The 24444-nt window shown below is 59.8% G+C and carries 22 protein-coding genes; 8 read left to right on the top strand and 14 right to left on the bottom strand.

All coding sequences use genetic code 11. The features are described 5' to 3' along the window. Positions 1 to 24: 24 nt before the first annotated feature. A complete protein-coding gene (locus tag AC1DXW_RS02380) occupies positions 25 to 1419 on the bottom strand; it encodes an FAD-binding oxidoreductase (RefSeq protein WP_033052123.1) in 1395 nt (464 codons plus the stop codon). Between the two features lie 206 nt (positions 1420 to 1625). On the opposite strand from AC1DXW_RS02380, the gene serA reads away from it, so the two are divergent. Next, positions 1626 to 2855 (top strand): phosphoglycerate dehydrogenase, encoded by a 1230-nt coding sequence (gene serA / locus AC1DXW_RS02375; RefSeq protein ID WP_056854035.1) that lies wholly within the window; start codon positions 1626 to 1628, stop codon positions 2853 to 2855. Between the two features lie 61 nt (positions 2856 to 2916). Here the strand turns inward: serA and AC1DXW_RS02370 are convergent, their stop codons facing one another. Next, positions 2917 to 3342, bottom strand: a complete 426-nt coding sequence (locus tag AC1DXW_RS02370; protein ID WP_477755142.1) for a DUF4399 domain-containing protein — start codon at positions 3340 to 3342, stop codon at positions 2917 to 2919. 135 nt (positions 3343 to 3477) lie between these two features. Here AC1DXW_RS02370 and AC1DXW_RS02365 point away from each other — a divergent pair, with 135 nt between their 5' ends. After that, entirely contained in the window at positions 3478 to 4068 is a 591-nt protein-coding gene (locus tag AC1DXW_RS02365; RefSeq protein ID WP_477755143.1) for a transporter substrate-binding domain-containing protein, read from the top strand. A gap of 122 nt (positions 4069 to 4190) precedes the next feature. On the opposite strand, the gene AC1DXW_RS02360 is transcribed toward AC1DXW_RS02365, so the two are convergent. Continuing rightward, positions 4191 to 4676 (bottom strand): 2-thiouracil desulfurase family protein, encoded by a 486-nt coding sequence (locus AC1DXW_RS02360; RefSeq protein WP_477759741.1) that lies wholly within the window; start codon positions 4674 to 4676, stop codon positions 4191 to 4193. Positions 4677 to 4678: 2 nt separating this feature from the next. Beyond that, complete coding sequence (locus AC1DXW_RS02355; RefSeq protein ID WP_150757513.1) at positions 4679 to 5311, bottom strand: 2OG-Fe(II) oxygenase; 633 nt, start codon at positions 5309 to 5311, stop codon at positions 4679 to 4681. A 108-nt stretch (positions 5312 to 5419) separates the two neighbouring features. Here AC1DXW_RS02355 and AC1DXW_RS02350 point away from each other — a divergent pair, with 108 nt between their 5' ends. After that, positions 5420 to 6172 carry a DUF2059 domain-containing protein gene (locus tag AC1DXW_RS02350; protein WP_477755145.1) on the top strand — a complete coding sequence of 251 codons (753 nt, stop codon included), beginning with the start codon at positions 5420 to 5422 and terminating at the stop codon, positions 6170 to 6172. Between the two features lie 143 nt (positions 6173 to 6315). On the opposite strand, the gene bipL is transcribed toward AC1DXW_RS02350, so the two are convergent. Further along, positions 6316 to 7263: a phospholipase BipL gene (gene bipL / locus AC1DXW_RS02345; RefSeq protein ID WP_477755146.1), complete on the bottom strand. Its 948-nt coding sequence runs from the start codon at positions 7261 to 7263 to the stop codon at positions 6316 to 6318. A 96-nt stretch (positions 7264 to 7359) separates the two neighbouring features. Here bipL and AC1DXW_RS02340 point away from each other — a divergent pair, with 96 nt between their 5' ends. After that, positions 7360 to 7941 carry a DUF6436 domain-containing protein gene (locus AC1DXW_RS02340; RefSeq protein WP_477755147.1) on the top strand — a complete coding sequence of 194 codons (582 nt, stop codon included), beginning with the start codon at positions 7360 to 7362 and terminating at the stop codon, positions 7939 to 7941. Between the two features lie 103 nt (positions 7942 to 8044). Next, on the top strand, positions 8045 to 10444 hold the full coding sequence (locus tag AC1DXW_RS02335; protein WP_477755148.1) for a penicillin acylase family protein: 2400 nt from the start codon (positions 8045 to 8047) through the stop codon (positions 10442 to 10444). A 144-nt stretch (positions 10445 to 10588) separates the two neighbouring features. Here the strand turns inward: AC1DXW_RS02335 and AC1DXW_RS02330 are convergent, their stop codons facing one another. Beyond that, the gene (locus AC1DXW_RS02330; RefSeq protein ID WP_477755149.1) at positions 10589 to 11554 is read right to left on the bottom strand and encodes a GlxA family transcriptional regulator; all 966 of its coding nucleotides are present in this window, start codon (positions 11552 to 11554) and stop codon (positions 10589 to 10591) included. Between the two features lie 305 nt (positions 11555 to 11859). Between AC1DXW_RS02330 and AC1DXW_RS02325 the strand changes: the two genes are divergently transcribed. Continuing rightward, positions 11860 to 12501, top strand: a complete 642-nt coding sequence (locus AC1DXW_RS02325; protein WP_477759740.1) for an HD domain-containing protein — start codon at positions 11860 to 11862, stop codon at positions 12499 to 12501. Between the two features lie 89 nt (positions 12502 to 12590). Here the strand turns inward: AC1DXW_RS02325 and AC1DXW_RS02320 are convergent, their stop codons facing one another. The 7 genes from AC1DXW_RS02320 to AC1DXW_RS02290 form a co-directional block, all read right to left on the bottom strand. Continuing rightward, on the bottom strand, positions 12591 to 13481 hold the full coding sequence (locus AC1DXW_RS02320) for an ABC transporter permease subunit (RefSeq protein ID WP_008015386.1): 891 nt from the start codon (positions 13479 to 13481) through the stop codon (positions 12591 to 12593). Further along, on the bottom strand, positions 13478 to 14359 hold the full coding sequence (locus AC1DXW_RS02315) for an ABC transporter permease subunit (RefSeq protein WP_477753094.1): 882 nt from the start codon (positions 14357 to 14359) through the stop codon (positions 13478 to 13480). The genes AC1DXW_RS02320 and AC1DXW_RS02315 overlap by 4 nt, the downstream gene beginning before the upstream one ends. Before the next feature lie 35 nt (positions 14360 to 14394). Then, positions 14395 to 15537 (bottom strand): ABC transporter ATP-binding protein, encoded by a 1143-nt coding sequence (locus tag AC1DXW_RS02310; protein WP_477753067.1) that lies wholly within the window; start codon positions 15535 to 15537, stop codon positions 14395 to 14397. Between the two features lie 72 nt (positions 15538 to 15609). Then, complete coding sequence (locus AC1DXW_RS02305; RefSeq protein ID WP_477753068.1) at positions 15610 to 16707, bottom strand: polyamine ABC transporter substrate-binding protein; 1098 nt, start codon at positions 16705 to 16707, stop codon at positions 15610 to 15612. Between the two features lie 187 nt (positions 16708 to 16894). Then, positions 16895 to 18004, bottom strand: a complete 1110-nt coding sequence (locus AC1DXW_RS02300) for a polyamine ABC transporter substrate-binding protein (RefSeq protein WP_442096317.1) — start codon at positions 18002 to 18004, stop codon at positions 16895 to 16897. Positions 18005 to 18175: 171 nt separating this feature from the next. Then, a complete protein-coding gene (locus AC1DXW_RS02295) occupies positions 18176 to 19540 on the bottom strand; it encodes an aspartate aminotransferase family protein (RefSeq protein WP_477753069.1) in 1365 nt (454 codons plus the stop codon). Positions 19541 to 19599: 59 nt separating this feature from the next. Further along, the gene (locus tag AC1DXW_RS02290; RefSeq protein WP_477753070.1) at positions 19600 to 20958 is read right to left on the bottom strand and encodes a glutamine synthetase family protein; all 1359 of its coding nucleotides are present in this window, start codon (positions 20956 to 20958) and stop codon (positions 19600 to 19602) included. A 667-nt stretch (positions 20959 to 21625) separates the two neighbouring features. Between AC1DXW_RS02290 and AC1DXW_RS02285 the strand changes: the two genes are divergently transcribed. Further along, a complete protein-coding gene (locus tag AC1DXW_RS02285; protein ID WP_015097275.1) occupies positions 21626 to 23002 on the top strand; it encodes a glutamine synthetase family protein in 1377 nt (458 codons plus the stop codon). Between the two features lie 143 nt (positions 23003 to 23145). Further along, positions 23146 to 23784: a TetR/AcrR family transcriptional regulator gene (locus AC1DXW_RS02280; protein ID WP_477753071.1), complete on the top strand. Its 639-nt coding sequence runs from the start codon at positions 23146 to 23148 to the stop codon at positions 23782 to 23784. A gap of 4 nt (positions 23785 to 23788) precedes the next feature. On the opposite strand, the gene AC1DXW_RS02275 is transcribed toward AC1DXW_RS02280, so the two are convergent. Further along, the gene (locus AC1DXW_RS02275) at positions 23789 to 24406 is read right to left on the bottom strand and encodes an LbetaH domain-containing protein (protein ID WP_477753072.1); all 618 of its coding nucleotides are present in this window, start codon (positions 24404 to 24406) and stop codon (positions 23789 to 23791) included. Positions 24407 to 24444: the final 38 nt, after the last annotated feature.

Genomic DNA, 24444 nt, shown 5'->3' with positions numbered 1-24444 from the left:
TCATGGATGCTTAAGGATTGCAGATCAAACCGCGAAGATCTTGCCCGGGTTCATGATGCCGTTCGGGTCGAACACTGCCTTGACCGCTTTCATGTACTCGATCTCGACCGGGGAGCGGCTGTAGGTCAGGTAGTCACGCTTGGTCATGCCCACGCCATGCTCGGCGGAAATCGAACCGTTGTACTTCTCGACGGTTTCGAACACCCACTTGTTGACGGTGGCGCACTTGGCGAAGAACTCGTCCTTGCTCAGGTTATCCGGCTTGAGGATGTTCAAGTGCAGGTTGCCGTCGCCGATGTGGCCGAACCAGACGATTTCGAAGTCCGGGTAGTGTTCGCCGACGATCGCGTCGATTTCCTTCAGGAACGCCGGGACTTTCGACACGGTGACCGAGATGTCGTTCTTGTACGGCGTCCAGTGGGAAATGGTTTCGGAGATGTATTCGCGCAGTTTCCACAGGTTTTGCAGCTGGGTTTCACTCTGGCTCATCACGCCGTCCAGTACCCAGCCCTGCTCGACGCAATGCTCGAAGGTTTCGAGGGCGTGGTTGGCCACTTCTTCGGTGGTCGCTTCGAATTCCAGCAGCGCGTAGAACGGGCAGTCGGATTCGAACGGCGCCGGGACATCGCCACGGGCCATGACTTTGGCCAGGGCCTTGTCGGAGAAGAATTCGAAGGCGGTCAGGTCAAGCTTGCTCTGGAAGGCGTGCAGCACCGGCATGATCGAGTCGAAATCGGCGGTACCGAGGACCATCGCGGTGAGGTTTTTCGGGGCGCGATCCAGGCGCATGGTCGCTTCGACGACGAAACCGAGGGTGCCTTCGGCGCCGATGAACAGCTGACGCATATCGTAGCCGGTAGCGTTCTTGATCAGGTCGCGGTTCAGTTCCAGCACGTCGCCCTTGCCGGTGACGACTTTCATGCCAGCGACCCAGTTACGGGTCATGCCGTAGCGAATCACCTTGATCCCGCCGGCATTGGTGCCGATATTGCCGCCAATCTGGCTCGAACCTGCCGAAGCGAAGTCCACCGGGTAGTACAAGCCCTTTTCTTCAGCCACGTTCTGCAGGTGCTCGGTGACCACGCCCGGCTGACAAACGGCCGTGCGGTCAGTGAGGTTCACGTCGAGGATCTGGTTCATGTAGTCGAACGACACGACCACTTCGCCATTGGCCGCCACGGCAGCGGCGGACAAGCCGGTACGACCGCCGGATGGCACCAGCGCCACCTTGTGTTTATTGGCCCAAAGGACAATGGCCTGGACCTGCTCGGTGGTCTTGGGGAACACGATGGCGGTCGGAGCGGGGGCGAAATGCTTGGTCCAATCCTTTCCGTAAGCATTCAGGGAGTCGGCATCGGTCAGCACCTTGCCAGGCTCAACCAGGGTCTTCAGCTCTTCAATCAGGGCAGGATTGGTCATCGACAGAACTCTCGAACAATTCATGGTCATCCTGAGAACGCTTCACGTCGCAGGAATGAGTGTTTAGCGGGGTGCATATGCTAGCATACCGACCCCGCAGGATAGTGCCCAAGGGCTGTTCTGCGGTGACGGCTTTCCTGCCGTGCGGGTCAGCTCCGGGCTGCTCCCTTTCCTGCCATTTTTCTCCGGGATACAGGTTTACGCAGATGAGCAAGACTTCTCTCGATAAGAGCAAGATCAAGTTCCTTCTTCTCGAAGGCGTCCACCAATCGGCTGTCGACGTCCTCAAGGCGGCGGGCTACACCAGCATCGAGTACCTCACTGGTTCTCTGCCTGAAGCCCAGCTCAAGGAAAAGATCGCTGATGCTCACTTCATCGGCATTCGCTCCCGCACTCAACTGACCGAAGAGATCTTCGATCACGCGAAGAAGCTCGTGGCCGTAGGGTGTTTCTGCATCGGCACCAACCAGGTCGACCTGGACGCTGCCCGCGAACGCGGCATCGCGGTGTTCAACGCACCGTACTCCAACACCCGTTCCGTAGCGGAGCTGGTGCTGGCCGAAGCAATCCTGCTGTTGCGCGGCATCCCTGAGAAGAACGCTTCCTGCCACCGTGGCGGCTGGATCAAGAGCGCGGCCAACTCCTTCGAGATCCGTGGCAAGAAGCTGGGCATCGTCGGTTACGGTTCGATCGGTACTCAACTGTCGGTCCTGGCGGAAGGCCTGGGCATGCAGGTGTACTTCTACGACACCATCACCAAGCTGCCATTGGGTAACGCGACTCAAGTAGGCAACCTGCACGAACTACTGGCGATGTCCGACATCGTTTCGCTGCACGTACCGGAAACCGCCGCTACCCAGTGGATGATGGGCGAGAAAGAAATCCGCGCTATCAAGAAAGGCGGCATCCTGATCAACGCCGCCCGCGGCACCGTGGTCGAACTGGACCACCTGGCTGCTGCCATCAAGGACAAGCACCTGATCGGCGCAGCCATCGACGTATTCCCGGTGGAGCCACGCTCCAACGACGAAGAGTTCGAAAGCCCGCTGCGTGGCCTGGACAACGTGATCCTGACCCCGCACATCGGTGGCTCCACTGCTGAAGCTCAGGCCAACATCGGTCTGGAAGTGGCGGAAAAACTGGTCAAGTACAGCGACAACGGTACTTCGGTATCGTCCGTGAACTTCCCGGAAGTGGCCCTGCCGGCTCACCCTGGCAAGCACCGCCTGCTGCACATCCACGAGAACATCCCGGGTGTGATGAGCGAGATCAACAAGGTCTTCGCCGAAAACGGCATCAACATCTCCGGTCAGTTCCTGCAGACCAACGAGAAGGTCGGCTATGTGGTAATCGACGTCGACGCCGAATACTCGGACCTGGCGCAAGAGAAGCTGCAACACGTCAACGGCACCATCCGTAGCCGCGTGCTGTTCTAAAGAACAGCGGCGAGCTTGCATGTAATAAAAAGGGAGCCCCTGCGAAGGGGGCTCCCTTTTTTTATTTCACATTGACGGTGATTTTCTTGGAAACGATCGGCGGCTCGAACGGCATATGGTTGCTATCGCCCAGTTCAAGCTGCAAGGTGTGTTTGCCCGGCGTGAGCGTTATTTCAGCCTGGGTCTGCGCACCGCCGAAATGCAGGTGGTTGGCATCCTTGGGGATCGGCGCACCGGCGGCTGGCAGCTCATCGACGTCGATCAGCACATGGTGATGACCGGTGTTCTTGGTGGTATCGCCCGCCGGTGCCAGGGCAATGTTCTCGACCGCGAACTTGACGACAACTGTCTGTGGAATCGTCGCACCGTCCGTGGGAGAAACAATGGACACTTCGGCGCCTTTCGGAGCCGGCGTGGCAGCACTGGCCAGCACCGAAACACCCATCAACAGGCCAGCCAAAGCAGCACGTGACATAAAGGTTTTCATTCTCTTCTCCAGTTTTTCCATAAAATTCGCGTGGCCATGACAACTTCATGGCCATTCGTTGTCGAAGGCACTCGACAACCATAGCAAAGCGAGCCTGAATCAGAGGGTCCGCGATAAAAATTCAAAGGAGTGACCATGCGCTTTCTGCCTGGCCTGATCTGCCTGCTACCCCTTTTGAGCCCTTTGGCTCACGCCGAACTGATAGATGACGTCAACGACCGGGGCGAATTGCGCATTGCCGTTGAAGCCAACACTCCCCCATTCAACTTCAAGGATGACGACAAGCTCACCGGTTTCGAAGTCGAGCTGGGCCAACTGCTGGCAAGTGAGCTCGATGTCCGGGCCGACTTTGTCGTCACCGACGGCAGCGATCTGCTGACCGGCGTCGAAAGCGGCAAATATGACATCGCCATCAACCACATAGCAGCGACCCCGGATCTCCAGGATCGTTTCGACTTCAGCGAGCCCTACATTCAAACCCATGCGCAATTGATCGCGCAGAAAGAAGAGCCGCGCTCCATTCTGCTGGTGCAGTCGCTGACAGAAGAGAAGCCCAAAACCAACCCGGCCGTAAACCTGGCGATTCCGTTTCAGAAGGGTAATCCGGCGTTCCATGCCAGCCTGGAAAACGCATTGCAGCGGATCAAGGATGACGGGCGACTGCAAGCGCTGGAGCAGAAGTGGTTGGGGGCGGACGCCGGTGTGGTGCCCAAGCTGCAGAACTGAAGTAAATGCAGAACCTGTGGGAGCGAGCTTGCTCGCGATGGCGGCCTGACATTCAACATCAATGCTGACTGTTATGACCCCATCGCGAGCAAGCTCGCTCCCACAGGGTTTTGTGTCGGTTGTCAGTTCAGCATTGCCAATGCCTGAGCCGCTTCAGCCAGCTCCAGCTCACTGAACACCTGCACCCCGTGGCGCTTGAGTAGCGCCGCTGTCACGCCCTCGCCACTGACCTTCACGCCGCTGAACGTCCCGTCATAGGTCAGCAGATTGCCGCAGGACGGGCTGTTGGCCTTGAGGACTGCGATGCGGATGCCATGCTTTTGTACCAGCTCCAGCGCCTGATACGCCCCCGACAGAAACTGCGCACTGACGTCCTCGCCCTCGGTAGTGATCACCAACGCCTGGCCGTCGAGAACTTGCGCGCCCTGCCCGCCTGGAATTTCCGCTGCCGGCCGTGGCGTTGGCAAGCCACCGGCGACCTCTGGGCACAATGGCACGACCCGACCTTCATCCAGCCACTGCTGGAGCTGATCGAACGGCCCGCTGGCCCCGCCGTCGTAACGGACGCGGTGACCCAATAGGCAGCGGCTGACGAGAATTTTCTGCATGATCAAAACGGCTCGTTGCCGCGCCGGCGGAACCAGCCGGTCAGCGACAGGCGATCCCGGGTCGCGGGCAGGACTTCGTGGGGAACCTCTCCGGAGAGAAACACCACCAGGCAGCCGCCAATAGGTTGCACGTCGTGGACGCGATCATTGTCGAGGTACATGCGCAACTGGCCGCCGTGTTCGGGAAGCCAGGCGTCATTGAGGTAAACCACCGCCGAAACCATGCGCCGGTCGTCATCGCGAAAGCGGTCGACGTGCTTCAGGTAGAACGCCCCGGGCGGGTACATCGCAAAATGGCTTTCGAAATCCTCCAGGCCGAGAAACAGACCGCGATTGATCGCCTCCCGCAGGCTGTCCATCAAACTCAGGTAGCTGTCGCAAGCCTCGGCCTGGCCGGGGTCGATCCACTGGATATGGTCGCCACGAATCCCTTCGCGGATCTCCGATGACGGCCCACGGCCCACAGCGGCCGGAGCCAGCTCACCCTCGGCAGCACGTTTGCGACACTCGCCCGCCAGCGCTCGGGTCAGATCCAGAGGCAGGAAAATATTCTGCTGCGACCAGCCGTGCTCGGCCAGGTCATCGACGATTCGTAACAGCAGCGGGTGATCAGAGGATATTTGCATGCCGCGCATAGTATTCCTGTGCCCGAAAATCCGACAGAGCCGCGCAGCGGGTTGATACGAATTCTCGACAAGTACGGATGCCGCACGGAGAATAGTCGCCTGCTGACTGGAGTCCCTATGCGCCGTTTGCTTTTATCACTGTTGCTGTTCTGCGTCTTGCCCGCCTGGGCAGACGGCCACGACCAGTTGTACAAGGTCGCCGGCTGGCCGGAACAACGCGCGCATTTCAACGACGCCCTCTCGGCTGCTCAGCAACGCTACCAGGGCAGCCTGCCTCCGGCGGTGTTTCAGGCACTGGTCAATAACAGCAATCAGCGTTTTTCCGCCAAAGCGGTGGACCAGCGTGCCGAAGCGCAATTGCGCAAGAACCTCGCCAACCCCAAACCCGCGCTGACGTTTTTCCAATCGCCCTTGGGCAAGAAAATCGTCGCCGCCGAGCTGTTGGCGACCCGTCGCGACCAACTGGCGAAAAACGCCAAGGGCCTGCCGAAGATGCAGGCCAGCGACAGCCGCCTGCTGATCATCGGCCACTTGGCACAATCCCTGCCCGCACGCGAGGCCGGCGCGGAAGTCAGCCTGGCGATTGCCGGTGTTGCCGCCGACAGCTTGAGTTCGATGATCCCGGGGTTGCTCGGTGCCGGCCAGGCCCAGGGCATGCTCAACGGCCAGCGCCAGCGCCTGATGGACCAGATCGGCAGCGACCTCAACAACACACTGCTGTATGTCTATCGCGACCTGTCGGACGACGAGCTGGAAGAGTTCGCGACCTTTGCCGAATCTTCGGAAGGCCAGGCTTATTATCAGGCGGCGCTGGCGGCGATTCGGGCGGGGTTGGCGGTGGGGCAGAGCAATTCGAACCTGACCCAGTGATCTTCGGCACCTGACAGATCGCTATCGTCGGAACGCCGCCCGGAGCAAGCTCGCTCCCACAGGTTCTGTGCTGATCACACAGTTGCGGGCTTACACCGCCCCCTGTGGGAGCGAGCTTGCTCGCGATGAGTCCGGAACTGGCGCTAAGGATTCCGACCCTTGATCCGCCTGGTCAAAAACCCGAAATACTCCTGCCGCATCACCAGCGTTTCATTCGCCAGATGATGCCGTGCCTCGGGCAGCATCAGCACCTGCGGCCGATCAAACTTGCCCCGCAACACTTCCAGGTTGTGCTCCCAATCCACCGTCATATCGGCTTGCCCCTGCACGATCAACGGCCGGCGGGTACTCATGGGGGCGGCCTCGATGCGTTTGATCCAGCGCGCCAATGCACCCACCCAGGCCGTCGGCAGGCGAAGCGGCTGCAACGGATCTGCTTGCAGGAACGGCAAAAACGCCGGGTCGTTGGAGTTCTCGCTGAAACGCCGGGCGATGGCTTTAACGAAAGGCTTGAGCAGGTAGTAACTCAGTTGCGACCAACCCCACGCCCGCGGCCGCACCAGCGGCGACAGCAGAATCACCTGACCCTGCGCCGGGCTGTTCGCCCCCGCATTCAACACATGATCAATCACGATCGCCCCGCCGGTACTCTGCCCGCACAGGTGCCACGGTTGCGGCAAGTCGAGGGATTGCGCCTCGCCGAACAACCCTTGCAACGCGTCCTGATACTCGGCGAAATCCTTGATGCTCGCCCGTTCGCCACTGGACAGGCCGTGCCCCGGCAAGTCGCAGGCAATCACCGCAAAGCCCTGGTCCAGCGCCCACTCGATCACATGCCGGTAGAGCCCGGTGTGATCGTAGAAACCGTGGATGACAAACAGCGTCGCCTTGGCTCGCTCGGGCCACCAGAACTGGCTGACCAGCTCATAACCATCGACCTCGAACCGCCCAAGGCCACTGCGCACCTGACGCTGCGCAAAATCCAGCCCGTAGAATCGCCGGTAAGCCTGCGCCTGTGCTGACAACGGCTGCCCGGCTGCCAGAGGCAGCAAGCTGGCGCGTAGAAGATCAGGGTCGAAAGTAGCCGGCATGGACGATTCCAGAACGTGAAACGGACTTTATAGGCCTGCGATATTCTTCTGTCGCGGCAAGCATGGCAAGCTAGCCGACCTTCGAGGACTGAACCGATGCACTCGCCCTTTCGCGCCGCCCTGTTTGCCTGCCTGCTCGCCGTGGTGTGTGCCGGCGTGTTGTGGGCGGCCTACGACTGGTTCCAGGGGCGTTACCTGCGCACGTTCAGCGAGCACACCGCGATGTTTTCGGGTGATCCGCTACGCCTTCCCGAATCCCTCGCCGGCCCTGGCGCCATCCGCCTGGTGCATTTCTGGGACCCGGCCTGCCCGTGCAATGTCGGCAATCAACAACACCTGACCGAACTGGTCGAGCGCTATGTACCCCATGGCGTGGAATTCTATGTCGTGCAAAAACCCGGAAGCCACGGCCAGTTGCCGGGCACCTTGAGCAGCCTCAAATCCATCGACATCCTGCCCGGTTCCGAACAGATCCCCGCCAGCCCGGCCGTGGCGATCTGGGATCGCAGCGGCAAACTGGCGTACTTCGGCCCGTACAGCGAAGGCCTGACCTGTAATTCGAGCAACAGTTTTATCGAACCCATCCTGCAAGCGCTGGATGAAGGCCGTGCGGTGAGTGCCACGCACACACTGGCCGTGGGGTGTTATTGCCCGTGGCCTGTCGATCCCGCGAAATAGGGAAAAACGCGCCAATACGAATCCCTCCTACGGGCGATGCGCCATATCGGCGCGCCGTGTTACACAGTGGCGCCAGGAATCACAATAACAACAAGGAGTCGCCATGAAACGTAGCCTGACCGCTCTCGCTCTGTTGACCGTCGTGCTGGCCGCCGGGGCCGGCGGATACCTCTACAGCAAGCAGCCGTCACGCCAGGGCATGGTGGAACTGCAACACCTGCAAGGCTCGGTCACCGTGCGCTACGACGAGCGCGGTGTCCCGCACATCCGCGCCGACAACGAAACCGACCTGTACCGCGCCCTCGGCTACGTCCATGCCCAGGACCGCCTGTTCCAGATGGAAGTCCTGCGTCGCCTGGCCCGTGGCGAACTGGCTGAAGTGCTCGGGCCGAAACTGCTCGACACCGACAAACTGATGCGCAGCCTGCGCATTCGCGAACGCGCCGAAACCTACTTCGCGAACCTCGACAAACAGTCGCCCTCCTTCATCGCCATGCAAGCTTATCTGGACGGCATCAACCAGTATCAGGACAGCCACGCAAAACCCGTGGAGTTCGATGTGCTGGGCATTCCAAAACGCCCATTCACGGCCCAGGACACCATCAGCATCGCCGGCTACATGGCCTACAGTTTTGCTGCCGCATTTCGTACCGAACCCTTGCTGACATTCGTGCGCGATCAACTGGGGCCCGAATACTTGAACATCTTCGATCTCGACTGGCAGCCCAAGGGCGTGCTCAACGGGACCGGCACCACCTTGGCCAGCGCCGACTGGAAAGACCTCAACGCCCTCGCCCGCCTGAGCGAACAGGCCCTGGCTGACAGCGGCCTGCCACAGTTCGAGGGCAGCAACGCCTGGGTCGTCGCGGGCAGCCGGACCCAAAGCGGCAAGCCGCTGCTGGCGGGTGATCCGCATATCCGTTTTTCCGCGCCGTCGGTGTGGTACGAAGCGCAGCTCTCGGCGCCGGGCTTTGAACTCTACGGCCACTATCAGGCCTTGATGCCGTTCGCCTCCCTGGGCATGAACCACGACTTCGGCTGGAGCATCACCATGTTCCAGAACGATGACCTCGACCTGATCGCCGAGAAGGTCAACCCGGACAACCCCAATCAGGTCTGGTATCGCGGCAAGTGGGTGGACATGACGACCAGCGAGCAGCAAATCGCGGTCAAGGGCCAGGCACCGGTGACGCAGGTGCTGCGCCAGTCGCCCCACGGTCCGATCGTCAACGATGCCTTGGGCAACGGCGTCGGCAAGACACCGATTGCCATGTGGTGGGCGTTTCTCGAAAGCCAGAATCCGATCCTGGAGGGTTTCTACCAGCTCAATCGCGCCGACACCCTGGCCAAGGCCCGTGGTGCCGCGGCAAAAATCCAGGCCCCGGGCCTGAACGTTGTCTGGGCCAATGCCAAGGGTGACATCGGCTGGTGGGCGGCGGCGCAATTGCCTAAACGTCCGGCGGGCGTACGCCCGTGGTTCATCCTCGACGGCAGCACTGCCGAGGCGGACAAGGATGGCTTCTACCCGTTCACGGCCAACCCCCAGGAAGAAAACCCGGCGCGGGGCTACATCGTCTCGGCCAACTTCCAGCCGGTGTCGCCGACCGGCATGGAGATTCCCGGCTACTACAACCTTGCCGATCGCGGTCAGCAACTCAATCGCCAGCTCAGCGAAAAGGCCGTCAAATGGGACCTGGAAAACAGCCAGCTGCTGCAACTGGGCACCACCACCGCCTACGGCCCGCGCCTGTTGGCACCGCTGTTGCCGGTGTTGCGCGAAGTGGTGAGCGATCCCGCCGAACTCAAACTGGTGGAGCAACTGGCCCAGTGGAAAGGCGATTACCCGCTCGACTCCACCAGCGCCACGCTGTTCAACCAGTTCCTGTTCAACCTGGCTGACGCGACGATGCACGATGAGCTGGGCAACGACTTCTTCGAGACGCTGCTCTCGACCCGGGTGATCGACGCCGCGTTGCCCCGCCTGACCGCCAGCGCCGATTCGCCGTGGTGGGACAACCGCGGCACACCCGGCAAGGAAACCCGTGTCGACACGGTCAAGGCAGCCTGGCAAGCCAGCATCGCGCACCTCAAGACCACCCTCGGTGCAGACTCCGCGCAATGGCAGTGGGGCAAGGCGCACACATTGACCCATGGCCATCCGCTGGGGCAGCAGAAGCCGCTGGACCTGTTCTTCAATATCGGCCCCTTCGCCGCACCCGGCACCCATGAAGTACCGAACAACCTCTCGGCGAAGATCGGCCCGGCTCCGTGGCCTGTCACCTACGGCCCTTCGACCCGGCGCCTGATCGACTTCGCCGACCCGGCCCACAGCCTGACCGTCAACCCGGTCGGCCAGAGCGGCGTACTGTTCGACAGTCACTATGATGATCAGGCCGAGGCCTACGTCGAGGGGATGTACTTCCAGGCGCATCTCAATGACGAAGAAGTCACGGCCAATACCCGCAGCACCTTGAAGCTGTTGCCGGCGCGGGCTGCGCCATAGATTTTTGCTGGCCGGGCTGGCCACATCGCGAGCAGGCTCGCTCCCACAGGTTTTCTGGTGTTCACAAAGTTTGTGTTCAACACAGATCCCTGTGGGAGCGAGCTTGCTCGCGATGGGGCCCTGAAAGGCACCCACAAAATCAGCTCAAACCATCGCCGCAAAGTTCAATCTGAACTGCTGAGGCGTCACCCCCAATCTACGATTGAACACACTGCGCATGTGCTGGGCATCGCGAAAGCCGCATTGATAGGCCACAGTCTTGAGCGGCGCGCGGGTGCTTTCGAGCATCACCCGCGCCGCATCGACCCGTGCCCGCTCGACGAACTCGGCCGGGGTGATTTTCGCTTCCCTGGCGAACACCCGGGAGAAGTTGCGTGCGCTCATATTGGCGGCATTGGCCAGGTCGGCGATGGTCAAATCTCCCGTCAGGTTGGCCAGCACGTAATGCTGGACCATCGCCACCGCCGAAGTCGGTTCGGCGTGGGGCGTAAGGAACGGGCTGAATTGCGATTGCCCACCCGAACGCTGGGTGAACACCACCAGCCGCTTGGCGACATTCAGCGCCACTTCCGGCCCGTGATCCCGGCCCAGCAGGTACAGGGACAGATCGATGCCCGCAGTGACCCCGGCCGAGGTGAACAGCTCCCCGTCCTCTACGTAAAGGCGATCCGCTTCAACCCGGGTCGACGGGCACAACATTGCCAGCGCCGACGCATCATTCCAGTGGGTAGTGACCGTGCGCTCTTCCAGCAACCCCGCCCGAGCGAGCATAAACGCTCCATTGCAGATCGAGCCGAAGCGCTTGGCCCGCGCACAGGCATCGCGCAACCAGCCATCGAATGCCACACCGAAATCCATGAACGGCAACTGCGGCCCCCCGGCCACCAGCAACAGGTCATACGCCTCCAGCGCTTCGCTGAAATGCCGATGGGCATTGAGCGCCAAACCGTTGGAGCACGCCATCATTCCGTGCTCGACGCCGATCACTTCCAGCCGGTAGTGATCCTGCGGGGCGAGGAAACGATTGGCCTCGGAAAACACATCCATGGGGCCAGTGATATCCAGCGACTGGACACCGGCGAACACCACGATGGCAACGGTTTTACTCATGGTTCGAAGCGCCTCTCATGCTACTGATTGCAACGCTCACCTGTAGAAGTGAGCCTGCTCGCGATGGACATCAACGATGACGGGGGCTACCTGGATGTACGCGGCGCCCTCACGTGCATCGCGAGCAGGCTCGCTCCTACAGGGTCTGCATGCACCCTAGCCAATCCAGGTCCAACAAGCGAGGTTGGCGCGATATGCACGCTCATTGGCCGGGATCGCAGCCATGGATCGATTGTCCGGTTTTGGGGCCCGGAACAGACTGAATCCCTCAGCGCCACCAGGGCGTTCACGACGAGGAATACTCCATGAGCACCACCATCGCCGGCATCAGGATCCCGGACAGCGCACTGGCCAAGGCCACCACCGAATACATCCGTGACATCGAATCGGACCTGCTCTACCACCACTCGCGCCGGGTCTTCCTGTTCGGTGCACTGAGCGGTGAGCGCAAGCAACTGGCCTACAACCCGGAGTTACTGTACGTCGGCTCGATGTTCCATGACCTGGGCCTGGTGCAAGGTCATCGCAGCGACAACGAGCGCTTCGAAGTCGACGGTGCCAATGCGGCAGCCGCATTTCTCAAGCCTTACGGATTGAGCGATGACGACATCGAACAGGTCTGGCTATCGATTGCCCTGCACACCACACCGGGCGTGCCTCAGCACTTGCGGCCCACCGTGGCGCTGGTCACGGCTGGCGTCGAGATGGACGTGCTGGGCATGGACTACGCGGCGTTTTCCAGCGTGCAGCGCGAAGCAGTGGTGCATGCGCATCCACGGGGCGAGGGATTCAAGGAGTGCATCATCTGCGCATTTGCCGACGGTTTGCGCCATCGTCCGCAGACCACGTTCGGTAATGTGAAGACTGACGTATTGGTAGATCAGGAGCCGGGGTTCAAGCCGATGAATTTCGTCGAGGTCATTCGCAAATCCCCTTGGGTGACCTAACCAAAAATCAAAAGATCGCAGCCTGCGGCAGCTCCTACAGGGAACCGTATTCCTCTGTAGGAGCTGCCGCAGGCTGCGATCTTTTGCTGTTAAGCCGCTTCCGGTGCCTGTGCGCGACGCACGTCCGGTTGCTTCCACGAATCGGCTGCCGCTTCTTCGATCGCTTGCTGGATCGCACGCTTGCGGCTTTCTTCGGCACGGCGGCTGAAGAACCAGACCATGAAGGTCACGATCGACACCGCCAGCAGGATCAGGCTGGCCACGGCGTTGATCTCGGGCTTCACGCCCAGACGCACCGCCGAGAACACTTCCATCGGCAGGGTCGTGGAACCCGGACCCGACACGAAGCTCGCCAGCACCAGGTCATCGAGGGACAGCGCGAAGGACATCATGCCGCCCGCTGCCAGCGATGGGGCGATCATCGGGATGGTGATCAGGAAGAACACCTTCCACGGTTTCGCGCCCAGGTCCATGGCCGCCTCTTCGATGGACAGGTCCAGCTCGCGCAAACGCGCCGAGACCACCACCGCCACATAGGCCGCACAGAACGTGGTGTGGGCGATCCAGATGGTGACGATGCCGCGTTCCTGCGGCCAACCGATCATCTGCGCCATGGCCACGAACAGCAGCAACAGCGACAGACCGGTGATCACCTCAGGCATCACCAGTGGCGCAGTCACCAGGCCACCGAACAGGGTACGGCCCTTGAAACGGGTGATGCGCGTCAGGACAAACGCTGCCAATGTACCCAGTGCCACCGCCGCCACCGCCGTGTAGCAGGCGATTTCCAGCGAACGCACCACCGAGCCCATCAGCTGGGTGTTGTCGAGCAGGCCGACGTACCACTTGATCGACCAGCCGCCCCACACCGTTACCAGTTTGGAGGCGTTGAACGAGTAGATCACCAGGATCAGCATCGGCAGGTAGATAAACAACAGACCCAGTACCAGCATCAGGCTGGAGAAACGGAAGCGCTTCATTCTTTACCCTCCATTTCCTTGGCCTGACTGCGGTTGAACAGAATGATCGGCACAATCAGGATCGCCAACATCACCACCGCCAGGGCAGACGCCACCGGCCAGTCACGGTTGTTGAAGAACTCCTGCCAGAGTACTTTACCGATCATCAGGGTTTCCGGACCGCCCAGCAGTTCCGGGATCACGAACTCGCCCACCACCGGGATGAACACCAGCATGCAGCCTGCGATGATGCCGTTTTTCGACAGCGGCACGGTGATTTTCCAGAAGCTGTTGAAGGTGCTCGACCCCAGGTCCGACGCGGCTTCCAGCAGGCTCTGGTCGTGCTTCACCAGGTTGGCGTACAGCGGCAGGATCATGAACGGCAGGTAGGAATAGACCACGCCGATGTAGACCGCCAGGTTGGTGTTGAGGATCTGCAGCGGTTCGTCGATCCAGCCCATGCTCATCAGGAAACCGTTGAGCAGGCCGTTGTTGCTGAGGATGCCCATCCACGCATAAACGCGGATCAGGATCGCGGTCCAGGTCGGCATCATGATCAGCAGCACCAGCACCGTCTGCATTTCCTTGCGGGCAACGGAGATGCCGTAGGCCATCGGGTAGCCGATCAGCAGGCAGAGGATGGTGCTGAAAAGCGCCATCTTCAACGAGCCGAGGTAAGCGGCGATGTACAGCTCGTCACCGGCCAGCATCGCGTAGTTGCCCAGGTTAAGCAGCAACTGCAGCTTCTGCTCGGCGTAGCTGTAGATTTCGGTGTACGGCGGAATGGCCACGTCCGCTTCGGCGAAGCTGATCTTCAGGACGATGAAAAACGGCAGCATGAAGAACAGGAACAGCCAGATGAATGGAATGCCGATGACCATCTGACGGCCACCGGGAATTATTCGATCGAGACGACGTTTGAATTTGCGCATGTTCATGAGCGAAGTACCACGCCGCTGTCGTCTTCCCAGTACACGTAGACCTGATCACCCCAGGTCGGACGCTGCCCGCGACGTTCGGCGTTGGCCACGAACGACTGCACCAGCTTGCCACTTGGCAGTTCGACGTAGAACACCGAATGGCCGCCGAGGTAGGCGATGTCGTGCACCTTGCCGCTGGACCAGTTGTACTGGCAGGTCGGCATGTCGGCGGTGACCAGCAGTTTTTCCGGACGTATCGCGTAGGTAACCGACTTGTCCTGCACCGAAGTGCTGATTCCGTGGCCGACGTAGATCTGACGATCCAGGTCTTGGCAGGTAATGATCGCGTGGCCTTCGGCGTCGTCGATCACTTCGCCTTCGAAGATGTTCACGTTACCGATGAATTCGCAGACCAGGCGACTGGTCGGGGTTTCGTAGATGTCGATCGGGCTGCCGATCTGGGCGATCCAGCCCAGGTGCATGATCGCGATGCGCTCGGCCATGGTCATGGCCTCTTCCTGGTCGTGGGTCACCATGACGCAGGTTACGCCGACGCGCTCGATGATCTCCACCAGCTCCAGCTGCATTTGCGAACGCAGCTTCTTGTCCAGTGCGCCCATCGGTTCGTCGAGCAGCAAAAGCTTCGGACGCTTGGCCAGGGAGCGGGCCAGGGCCACACGCTGACGCTGGCCGCCGGACAACTGATGCGGCTTGCGCTTGGCGTACTGACTCATCTGTACCAGCTTGAGCATGTCGGCCACGCGGGCATCGACTTCAGCGTTCGGCAGCTTGTCCTGCTTGAGGCCGAAGGCGATGTTCTGCGCCACGGTCATGTGCGGGAACAAGGCGTAGGACTGGAACATCATGTTGATCGGCCGCTCGTAGGGCGGCATGTCAGTGATGTCTTCGCCATCGAGGAAAATGCGCCCCTCCGTGGGCCGTTCGAAACCTGCGAGCATGCGCAGCAACGTGGACTTGCCCGATCCCGAACCGCCGAGCAGGGCGAAAATTTCGCCTTTCTTGATTTCCAGGGACACATCGTCCACGGCAATCGTCTCGTCGAACTTCTTCGTGACCCGGTCGATTTTGACCAGCACCTGTTTAGGTAACTGGTCGCCCTCGAGGGCTTTCTTATAGGCGCCGGAGGCAACTGCCATTTACGAAACTCCCAGAAAAAAAGAGTGCAGTTCGCTCAAGGTGAGCCAACCTGGATAGTTTGAGCCTTGAAACTATTTACCCGACTTGACCTTGGTCCAGCTGCGGGTCATCAAACGTTGAATATTCGGCGGTAGCTCGATGGACACGTAGGTCTTGTCGAGCACCTCTTGCGGTGGATAAACCGCTTCGTCGGTGCGAATGGACTGTTCCATCAGTTTGTCCGACTTAGGGTTTGGGTTGGCATAGCCGACGTAATCACTGACCTGGGCAATCACCTCAGGCTTGAGCAAATAGTTGATGAAGGCGTGGGCCTGCTTGACGTTGGCCGAGTCCTTCGGAATCGCCAGCATGTCGAACCAGAGCGCGCCGCCCTCTTTCGGAATCGAGTAGGCGATGTTCACGCCTTTCTTGGCTTCTTCGGCCCGGTGCTTAGCCTGGAAGATGTCGCCGGAGAAACCGATCGCCACGCAGATGTCGCCGTTGGCCAGATCCGCGATGTATTTCGAAGAGTGGAAGTAGGTCACGTAAGGCCGCACCGCGAGCAACTTGGCTTCGGCCTTTTTGTAGTCCTCAGGGTTGGTGCTGTTGGCATTCAGGCCCATGTAGTTGAGCACTGTCGGCATCATTTCATCGGCGGAATCGAGGAACGCGACGCCACAGCTGTGCAGTTTCTTGATGTTTTCCGGCTCGAACAACACCCCCCAGGAGTCGATCTTGTCGACGCCCAGCACAGCCTTGACCTTGTCGACGTTGTAACCGATGCCGTTGGTGCCCCACAGGTACGGCACGGCGTACAGATTGCCCGGATCGTTCTGTTCCAGACGCTTGAGCAGCACCGGATCGAGGTTCGAGTAGTTCGGCAACTGCGACTTGTCGAGCTTCTGGAATGCCCCGGCCTTGATCTGTTTGCCGAGGAAGTGGTTCGACGGCACGACCACGTCATAACCGGTACGCCCGGCCAGCAACTTGCCTTCCAGGGTTTCGTTGGAATCGAAGACGTCATAAACCGGCTTGATACCGGTCTCTTTCTGGAAGTCGGCCAGGGTGGTCTCACCGATGTAGTCCGACCAGTTATAAATATGCACGGTGCCGGCGGCCTGGACACTGACAGCAATCGTCAGCCCGGCGCCGACCAGCATGGCTTTGCGCAAGAAAGAAAAAACAGGCAAGTGGAGGTCCTCTGAAATTAGTTGGGCCCAAGTTGCCCCGCGTTACATGACAACCGTGGTTGCCCGGCAACAAAACCGGCGCGCAACTTACCCTCGAAAAACCGTCCCAGCAAAACTTTTGTCATTTAATTCAACCTGTTGCCGCCACCGAGCAGGTGGCGACAACAGGCCGTTGCATCAAACCGGCTTATTTACCGGATTTGATCTTGGTCCAGCTGCGGGTCATTTCACGCTGGGTCGCCGCTGGCAGGTCGGCGATGGCATACAACTTGGCCTGCACATCGGCTGGCGGGTAGATGCCTGGATCGCTGGTGATGTCTTTTTCTACCAGAGCGGTTGCAGCGGCGTTACCGTTCGGGAAGCGTACGGCGTTGGTGATAGCGGCCATGACTTCAGGCTTCTGCAGGAAGGTCATGAACTTGTAGGCGCCCTGAACGTTCTCGGCATCCTTGGGAATCGCGACCATGTCGAAGAAGCTGCCAGCGCCTTCTTTCGGAATGGCGTAGCTTACTTTGACCTTGTCACCCGCCTCTGCGGCACGGGACTTGGCCTGCTGAACGTCACCCGAGTAGCCAACCGCTACGCAGATGTTGCCATTGGCCAGGTCCGAGATGTACTTGGACGAGTGGAAGTAGGTGATCGAAGGACGAATCTTGAGGAATAGTTCCTCGGCTTTCTTGATGTCTTCTTTCTTCTGGCTGTCGGTTGGCAGGCCCAGGTAGTGCAGCGCGACCGGGAGCATTTCGGTCGGCGAATCGAGGAAACTCACACCGCACCCCTTGAGCTTGGCAATGTTTTCCGGTTTGAGCAGCACGTCCCAGGAGTCGATGGTATCGACGCCCAACGCAGCCTTGACCTTCTCCGGGTTGTAACCGATGCCGATCGAGCCCCACATGTACGGGAAGGCGTGCTTGTTGCCAGGGTCACTGACCGAAACGGCCTTGAGCAGATCCTGGTTCAGGTTTTTCCAGTTAGGCAGCTTGGACTGGTCCAGCTCCTGATATACGCCGGCCTTGATCTGCTTGGCCAGGAAGTTGTTCGATGGCACGACCACGTCGTAGCCGGACTTGCCCGCCAGCAGTTTGGCTTCCAGGGTCTCGTTGCTGTCGAATACGTCGTAAACGACCTTGATCCCCGACTCTTTCTCGAAGTTCGCGATGGTGTCCGGAGCGATGTAGTCAGACCAGTTGTAGACGTGCAACACCTTGTCGTCCGCCTGAACCGCACCCGCCATCATGCCCGCGACGGACAGGGCGAGAAGTGTCTTGCCAGCAAGCTTTTTACCTAATGCCTTCATGCGTCATGCTCCAAATTTTTCTTTTTTGAACCACTTTGTTCAGCGACCGAACCCTGACAACTGGAACTGCGGCTAGTCTGGCAAGATCCGAGGCGGTCTTTCAAGAAAAGACCGGCCTTTGTGACAGCTTTGAGCGAGAGCGCCGCAGCTCCCTCGCTCTGAGCCTAGCACCTAGCCCTGCAATGCACTCAGGGTCAGGTCAAGGCACTTGCGAGCCTTGGTCACCAGCTCATCGATTTCCGCCGGCGTGATCACCAGTGGCGGAGCGATGATCATGGTGTCGCCGACTGCGCGCATGATCAGGCCATTGTCGAAGCAGAACTGACGGCAGATCATGCCGACGCCCTTGCCCTCGTAACGCTTGCGAGTGGCCTTGTCCTGGACCAGTTCGATGGCCCCCAACAGCCCGACCCCACGAACTTCACCCACCAGCGGGTGATCGTTCAGTTCCCGCAGACGCTTTTGCAAATACGGTGCCGTTTCTGCCTTCACACGCTCGACAATTTTTTCGTCGCGCAGGATACGGATGTTTTCCAGCCCCACAGCCGCCGCCACCGGGTGCCCGGAGTAGGTGAAACCGTGGTTGAAGTCGCCGCCCTCGTTGAGCACGTCCACCACTTCATCGCGCACGATCAGGCCACCCATCGGGATGTAGCCCGAGGTCAGGCCTTTGGCGATGGTCATCATGTCTGGCTTGAGGCCGTAGAAATCGGAACCGAACCACTCGCCGGTACGGCCGAAACCGCAAATCACTTCGTCAGCCACGAACAGGATGTCGTACTTGGCGAGGATTTCCTTGATGCGCGGCCAGTAGGTGTCTGGCGGAATGATCACGCCGCCGGCGCCCTGGATCGGCTCGGCAATAAAGGCACCGACGTTGTCGACGCCGACTTCCAGAATCTTTTCTTCCAGCTGGTTGGCCGCCCATACACCGAACTCTTCCGGAGTCATGTCGCCGCCTTCGGCGAACCAGTACGGCTGGGCAATGTGAACGATGCCCGGGATCGGCAAGTCGCCCTGCTCGTGCATGTACGTCATGCCGCCCAGGCTTGCGCCGGCCACAGTAGAACCGTGGTAACCGTTCTTGCGGCTGATGATGACTTTCTTTTTCGGCTGGCCCTTGATCGCCCAGTAGTGACGAACCATACGCAGCATGGTGTCGTTGCCTTCGGAACCGGAACCAGTGAAGAACACGTGGTTCATGCCTTGCGGCGCGATGTCGGCGATAGCCTTGGCCAGCTCCAGTACCGGTGGATGCGCGGTCTGGAAGAACAGGTTGTAGTAAGGCAGCTCGCGCATCTGTTTGCTGGCAGCATCGGCCAGTTCATCGCGACCATAACCAATCGCGACACACCACAGGCCGGCCATACCGTCGAGAATCTTGTTGCCTTCGCTGTCCCAGAGGTAAACGCCCTTGGCGTTGGTAATGATCCGCGGGCCTTTCTCTTTCAGCTGCTTGAAGTCGCTGAACGGAGCCAGGTGGTGATCATTGCTCAAGGTTTGCCATTCACGGGTTTGCGGATTGTTGCTGGTCATACGAATCTCCTAAAAAAATCAGGTGAAAGCGCCGCCAGGTAGCGGCGGCGCCCGACGTATCAGACGGCAAAGAGCAGGAATTCCCTTTCCCACGAACTGATCACGCGCTTGAAGTTTTCATGCTCGGCCCGCTTGACCGCGACGTAGCCAGTGATGAAATTTTTGCCCAGGTAACGCTCGACGATCGCGCTGTTTTCCATGCGTTCCAGCGCGTCTTCGATGGTCAGCGGCAGGCGCAGGTTGCGGCGTTCATAGCCACGTCCCACCACCGGCGCACTCGGGTTCAGGCCTTCGACCATGCCGATGTAACCGCAGAGCAGGCTCGCGGCAATCGCCAGGTACGGGTTGGCATCGGCGCCTGGCAGGCGGTTTTCCACCCGACGATTTTGTGGCCCCGCATCCGGCACCCGCAGGCCCACCGTGCGGTTTTCTTCGCCCCACTCCACGTTCACCGGCGCCGAGGTGTCCGGCAGGAAGCGGCGGAACGAGTTGACGTTGGGAGCGAACAGCGGCAACAGCTCGGGAATGAGCTTCTGCAAGCCACCGATGTGGTGCAGGAACAGCTGGCTCATGGTCCCGTCTTCATTGGAGAAGATGTTCTTGCCGGTCTCGATGTCGATGATGCTCTGGTGCAAGTGCATGGCACTGCCCGGCTCGCCGGTCATCGGCTTGGCCATGAAGGTCGCGGCGACGTTGTGCTTGAGCGCGGCCTCGCGCATGGTGCGCTTGAACACCAGGATCTGGTCGGCCAGGGACAGGGCATCGCCGTGACGGAAGTTGATTTCCATCTGCGCCGTGCCGTCCTCGTGGATCAGCGTATCGAGGTCAAGGTCCTGCAGTTCACACCAGTCGTAGACGTCTTCGAACAGCGGATCGAACTCGTTCGCCGCTTCAATGGAGAACGACTGACGACCGGTTTCCGGGCGACCGGAGCGACCGACCGGCGGCTGCAACGGGTAGTCCGGGTCGTCACTGCGCTTGGTCAGGTAGAACTCCATTTCCGGCGCCACAATCGGCTGCCAGCCTTTGTCGGTATAGAGTTTCAGGACTTTCTTGAGCACGTTGCGCGGCGACAGCTCGATCGGGTTGCCTTGCTTGTCGTAGGTATCGTGGATGACGATGGCGGTCGGCTCGATGGCCCATGGCACCAGGTACACCGCACTCTGGTCGGGACGGCAGATCATGTCGATGTCGGCCGGGTCGAGCAGTTCGTAATAGATGTCGTCTTCGACGTAATCGCCGGTCACGGTCTGCAACAGCACGCTCTCTGGCAGGCGCATGCCCTTTTCGGCGATGAATTTGTTGGTCGGCGAAATCTTGCCCCGGGTAATCCCGGTCAAGTCGGCGATCATGCATTCGACTTCTGTGATCTTGTGGTTTTTCAACCAATCGGTGAGCTGGTCGAGGTTGTTACTCATAAATGCCTCTAGGCTTGAGTTGTCTGACCCTTTTAAGGTCAGGCGTTGTTTGACGCATCGGCGTCGCGTTGTAGAGCGTTTGCGCGGCAGATTATCGTGCTTGCCAACACGGCTGCAGAGGCCGGGCGTGCTGAATCGCGAGCGGAGCCCTGAACGATGGTCAGGCCGCTATTGTGAATCGGTTCTATATTGAATGGAGTAACCGTAATGGGGGTGCCATCGCGACCGTCCAGAATAACGGACGGGGACGGTTGAACCGTCACGGATGGGAGGATCACCGGTACCGCTGAGGCCACGGAACGGACGGGCGTGTCATCACTGATGTGACAAACATGCCGACCGACCTGTCTTGAGCAGTCGGTGACGCCGATTATCGGCAGGCGAGACATGAAGCACCCCGGTATTATTGCTGTTATGGGTTTGATTCGAGCTTAGCCTTGTTCATTTTTTTACACAACACCCCCGTAAAAAATACAACACGGCCCGCTCAAGCCTGCGGGCGCCACAGGGGCCAAGGGCATAAAAACGCCAAAAAGCGCCTCAAAAAAGCCCCACGAGCGCTTTTTTAGGGCAAAAAAGGCCTCGCTTGACTTCGGCATGCCATTCGGGTTGACTGGAATCCGAAAAGATCAATGATTGATATTTTTAACAACAAAGGTGTTGCATCATGTCGGTACCCCCGCGTGCCGTTCAGCTTAACGAAGCGAACGCGTTCCTTAAGGAACATCCTGAGGTTCTGTACGTTGACCTTCTGATTGCGGATATGAATGGTGTGGTGCGCGGCAAGCGCATCGAACGCACCAGCCTCCACAAGGTTTACGAGAAAGGCATCAACCTGCCGGCCTCTCTATTTGCTCTGGATATCAATGGCTCGACGGTGGAAAGCACCGGCCTGGGCCTGGACATCGGTGATGCTGACCGAATCTGCTATCCAATCCCCGATACCCTATGCAACGAGCCATGGCAGAAGCGCCCGACCGCGCAACTGTTAATGACCATGCACGAACTCGAAGGCGAGCCATTTTTCGCCGACCCGCGTGAAGTGCTGGCCAATGTGGTACGCAAGTTCGACGAAATGGGCCTGACCATCTGCGCCGCGTTCGAACTGGAGTTCTACCTGATCGACCAGGAGAACGTGAACGGTCGTCCGCAACCACCTCGCTCGCCGGTTTCCGGCAAACGTCCGCACTCGACTCAGGTCTACCTGATCGACGACCTCGACGAATACGTCGACTGCCTCCAGGACATTCTGGAAGGTGCAAAAGAGCAAGGGATTCCGGCCGACGCCATCGTCAAGGAAAGTGCCCCGGCGCAGTTCGAAGTGAACCTGCACCACGTGGCTGACCCGATCAAGGCCTGCGACTACGCGGTCCTGCTCAAGCGACTGATCAAGAACATCGCCTACGACCATGAAATGGACACCACCTTCATGGCCAAGCCTTACCCGGGCCAGGCGGGTAATGGTCTGCACGTCCACATCTCGATTCTCGACAAAGACGGCAAGAATATTTTTGCCAGTGAGGATCCCGAGCAGAACGCCGCACTGCGTCACGCGATCGGCGGTGTGCTCGAGACCCTACCGGCGCAGATGGCGTTCCTCTGCCCGAACGTCAACTCGTACCGTCGTTTCGGCGCACAGTTCTACGTGCCGAACTCGCCGTGCTGGGGCCTGGATAACCGCACTGTGGCGATTCGAGTACCGACCGGTTCCGCCGATGCCGTGCGCATCGAACACCGCGTGGCCGGCGCCGATGCCAACCCTTACCTGCTGATGGCTTCGGTCCTGGCGGGCGTGCACCACGGCCTGGTCAACAAGATCGAGCCTGGCGCTCCGGTCGAAGGCAACAGCTACGAGCAGAACGAGCAGAGCCTGCCGAACAACCTGCGTGATGCACTGCGCGAGCTGGACGATAGCGAAGTCATGGCCAAGTACATCGATCCGAAATACATCGATATCTTCGTGGCCTGTAAAGAGAGCGAGCTGGAGGAGTTCGAACACTCCATCTCCGACCTCGAGTACAACTGGTACCTGCATACCGTTTAATCGGTTGCAGTAGCGAAGAAACGCCGCCGGCCTCATAGCCTGCGGCGTTTTTTTATGGCCGCCTTCGGCGGATCGCGAAGGCGGCCGAGAAGACAACACACAACCCGACTCGTACAATGCCCGCTGCCCCGCAGGAGACTCCAATGACACGCGTAGCCACCCCCCGCAAACCCCGCGCACGCAGCCAGACCCGGATCGATTCGATACTCGATGCGGCCCGTACGCTGCTGGCTGCCGAGGGCGTGGCCAGCCTGTCGATCTATAGTGTCGCCGAGCGCGCGGAGATTCCGCCCTCCTCGGTCTACCACTTCTTCGCCAGCGTGCCTGCCCTGCTCGAAGCCCTGACCGCCGATGTCCACGCCGCCTTCCGCGCCTGCCTGCAAGCCCCTATCGATCATCCTGCCTTGAACGGCTGGCGCGATCTGTCGCGACTGGTGGAACAACGCATGCTCGACATCTACGCAGAGGACGCTGCCGCCCGCCAACTCATTCTGGCCCAGCATGGCCTGACCGAAGTCACCCAGGCCGACCGCCAGCACGACATCGAACTGGGCGACCTGATGCACAAACTCTTCGATCATCACTTCGAGCTGCCGAAGCTTCCCGACGATGTCGATGTGTTTGCCCTGGCCATGGAGCTGGGTGACCGGGTGTATGCGCGCTCAGTGCAACAGCACGGACAGATCACGCCGCGCATGGCCGAGGAAGGAATGCGGGTGTTTGATGCTTACCTGGGGTTGTACCTGCCGCCTTACCTGCCCAAGCGCACCCTCGGCGACTGATGCACTAAATCACTTCGCAATCGTAAAGTGCCAGGCGTCGAATCACTGTTCCTGGTCGCAACAACCCGCCTGGTGCGACGACCGCGTTGGCACCGAGCCGCGATCCGTCGCCCAGCAGCGCGCCAAACTTGTCGCAACCGGTCGGCACCAGCACATCATCGACCCGCACGTTCACAGCTTTGTCAGCACGCTCGTTGCGATAGTTGGCAACGATGCTGCCCGCTTCCAGATTGACTCCGGCACCCAATACCGAATCACCGACAAAATTGAAGTGCGCCAGTTTGCTGCCGCCGAACACGAAGGAAGACTTGAGCTCGGCGCCGGGGCCGATGATGCAATGCTCATCCAGCCAACAACCACCACGCAGATAAGCACCGGCGGCGATAAAACAGCCAGCGCCAATGATCAGCGGCGCCTTGAGAATGGCGCCCTCTTCGACCTGCGCCGTGCGGTGGACGGCAATATCATCCAATACCTGGTAATCATCATCCGGCAACTGCTTGAGTAGCTCGCGCACACGCTCGGGGGCATTGCTCACCAGCTCCCAGGGCGTCAGGTCGGCCCATCGGGCAAGCTTCGAGAGGGCCACACCATGAATGTAATCCGAAATCCTGACTGTCATCTTTGATCTCCTTGTCGCCAATCCTTGCTGCGAAAAAA

The organism is Pseudomonas sp. P4_C4 (assembly GCF_056402055.1).
Note: the sequence above shows the minus strand (reverse complement) of the source record. Positions and strands in the feature narration are given on the sequence as shown.

Bases quoted from the DNA above. Each gene is read 5' to 3' on its own strand.
- AC1DXW_RS02335 (WP_477755148.1), top strand. From the start codon at position 8,045: ATGAAACGTAGCCTGACCGCTCTCGCTCTGTTGACCGTCGTGCTGGCC.
- AC1DXW_RS02325 (WP_477759740.1), top strand. From the start codon at position 11,860: ATGAGCACCACCATCGCCGGCATCAGGATCCCGGACAGCGCACTGGCC.
- AC1DXW_RS02295 (WP_477753069.1), bottom strand. From the start codon at position 19,540: ATGACCAGCAACAATCCGCAAACCCGTGAATGGCAAACCTTGAGCAAT.
- AC1DXW_RS02365 (WP_477755143.1), top strand. From the start codon at position 3,478: ATGCGCTTTCTGCCTGGCCTGATCTGCCTGCTACCCCTTTTGAGCCCT.
- bipL (WP_477755146.1), bottom strand. From the start codon at position 7,263: ATGCCGGCTACTTTCGACCCTGATCTTCTACGCGCCAGCTTGCTGCCT.
- AC1DXW_RS02300 (WP_442096317.1), bottom strand. From the start codon at position 18,004: ATGAAGGCATTAGGTAAAAAGCTTGCTGGCAAGACACTTCTCGCCCTG.
- AC1DXW_RS02290 (WP_477753070.1), bottom strand. From the start codon at position 20,958: ATGAGTAACAACCTCGACCAGCTCACCGATTGGTTGAAAAACCACAAG.
- AC1DXW_RS02310 (WP_477753067.1), bottom strand. From the start codon at position 15,537: ATGGCAGTTGCCTCCGGCGCCTATAAGAAAGCCCTCGAGGGCGACCAG.
- AC1DXW_RS02350 (WP_477755145.1), top strand. From the start codon at position 5,420: ATGCGCCGTTTGCTTTTATCACTGTTGCTGTTCTGCGTCTTGCCCGCC.
- serA (WP_056854035.1), top strand. From the start codon at position 1,626: ATGAGCAAGACTTCTCTCGATAAGAGCAAGATCAAGTTCCTTCTTCTC.
- AC1DXW_RS02275 (WP_477753072.1), bottom strand. From the start codon at position 24,406: ATGACAGTCAGGATTTCGGATTACATTCATGGTGTGGCCCTCTCGAAG.
- AC1DXW_RS02285 (WP_015097275.1), top strand. From the start codon at position 21,626: ATGTCGGTACCCCCGCGTGCCGTTCAGCTTAACGAAGCGAACGCGTTC.
- AC1DXW_RS02360 (WP_477759741.1), bottom strand. From the start codon at position 4,676: ATGCAGAAAATTCTCGTCAGCCGCTGCCTATTGGGTCACCGCGTCCGT.
- AC1DXW_RS02340 (WP_477755147.1), top strand. From the start codon at position 7,360: ATGCACTCGCCCTTTCGCGCCGCCCTGTTTGCCTGCCTGCTCGCCGTG.
- AC1DXW_RS02280 (WP_477753071.1), top strand. From the start codon at position 23,146: ATGACACGCGTAGCCACCCCCCGCAAACCCCGCGCACGCAGCCAGACC.
- AC1DXW_RS02330 (WP_477755149.1), bottom strand. From the start codon at position 11,554: ATGAGTAAAACCGTTGCCATCGTGGTGTTCGCCGGTGTCCAGTCGCTG.
- AC1DXW_RS02320 (WP_008015386.1), bottom strand. From the start codon at position 13,481: ATGAAGCGCTTCCGTTTCTCCAGCCTGATGCTGGTACTGGGTCTGTTG.
- AC1DXW_RS02370 (WP_477755142.1), bottom strand. From the start codon at position 3,342: ATGAAAACCTTTATGTCACGTGCTGCTTTGGCTGGCCTGTTGATGGGT.
- AC1DXW_RS02380 (WP_033052123.1), bottom strand. From the start codon at position 1,419: ATGACCAATCCTGCCCTGATTGAAGAGCTGAAGACCCTGGTTGAGCCT.
- AC1DXW_RS02355 (WP_150757513.1), bottom strand. From the start codon at position 5,311: ATGCGCGGCATGCAAATATCCTCTGATCACCCGCTGCTGTTACGAATC.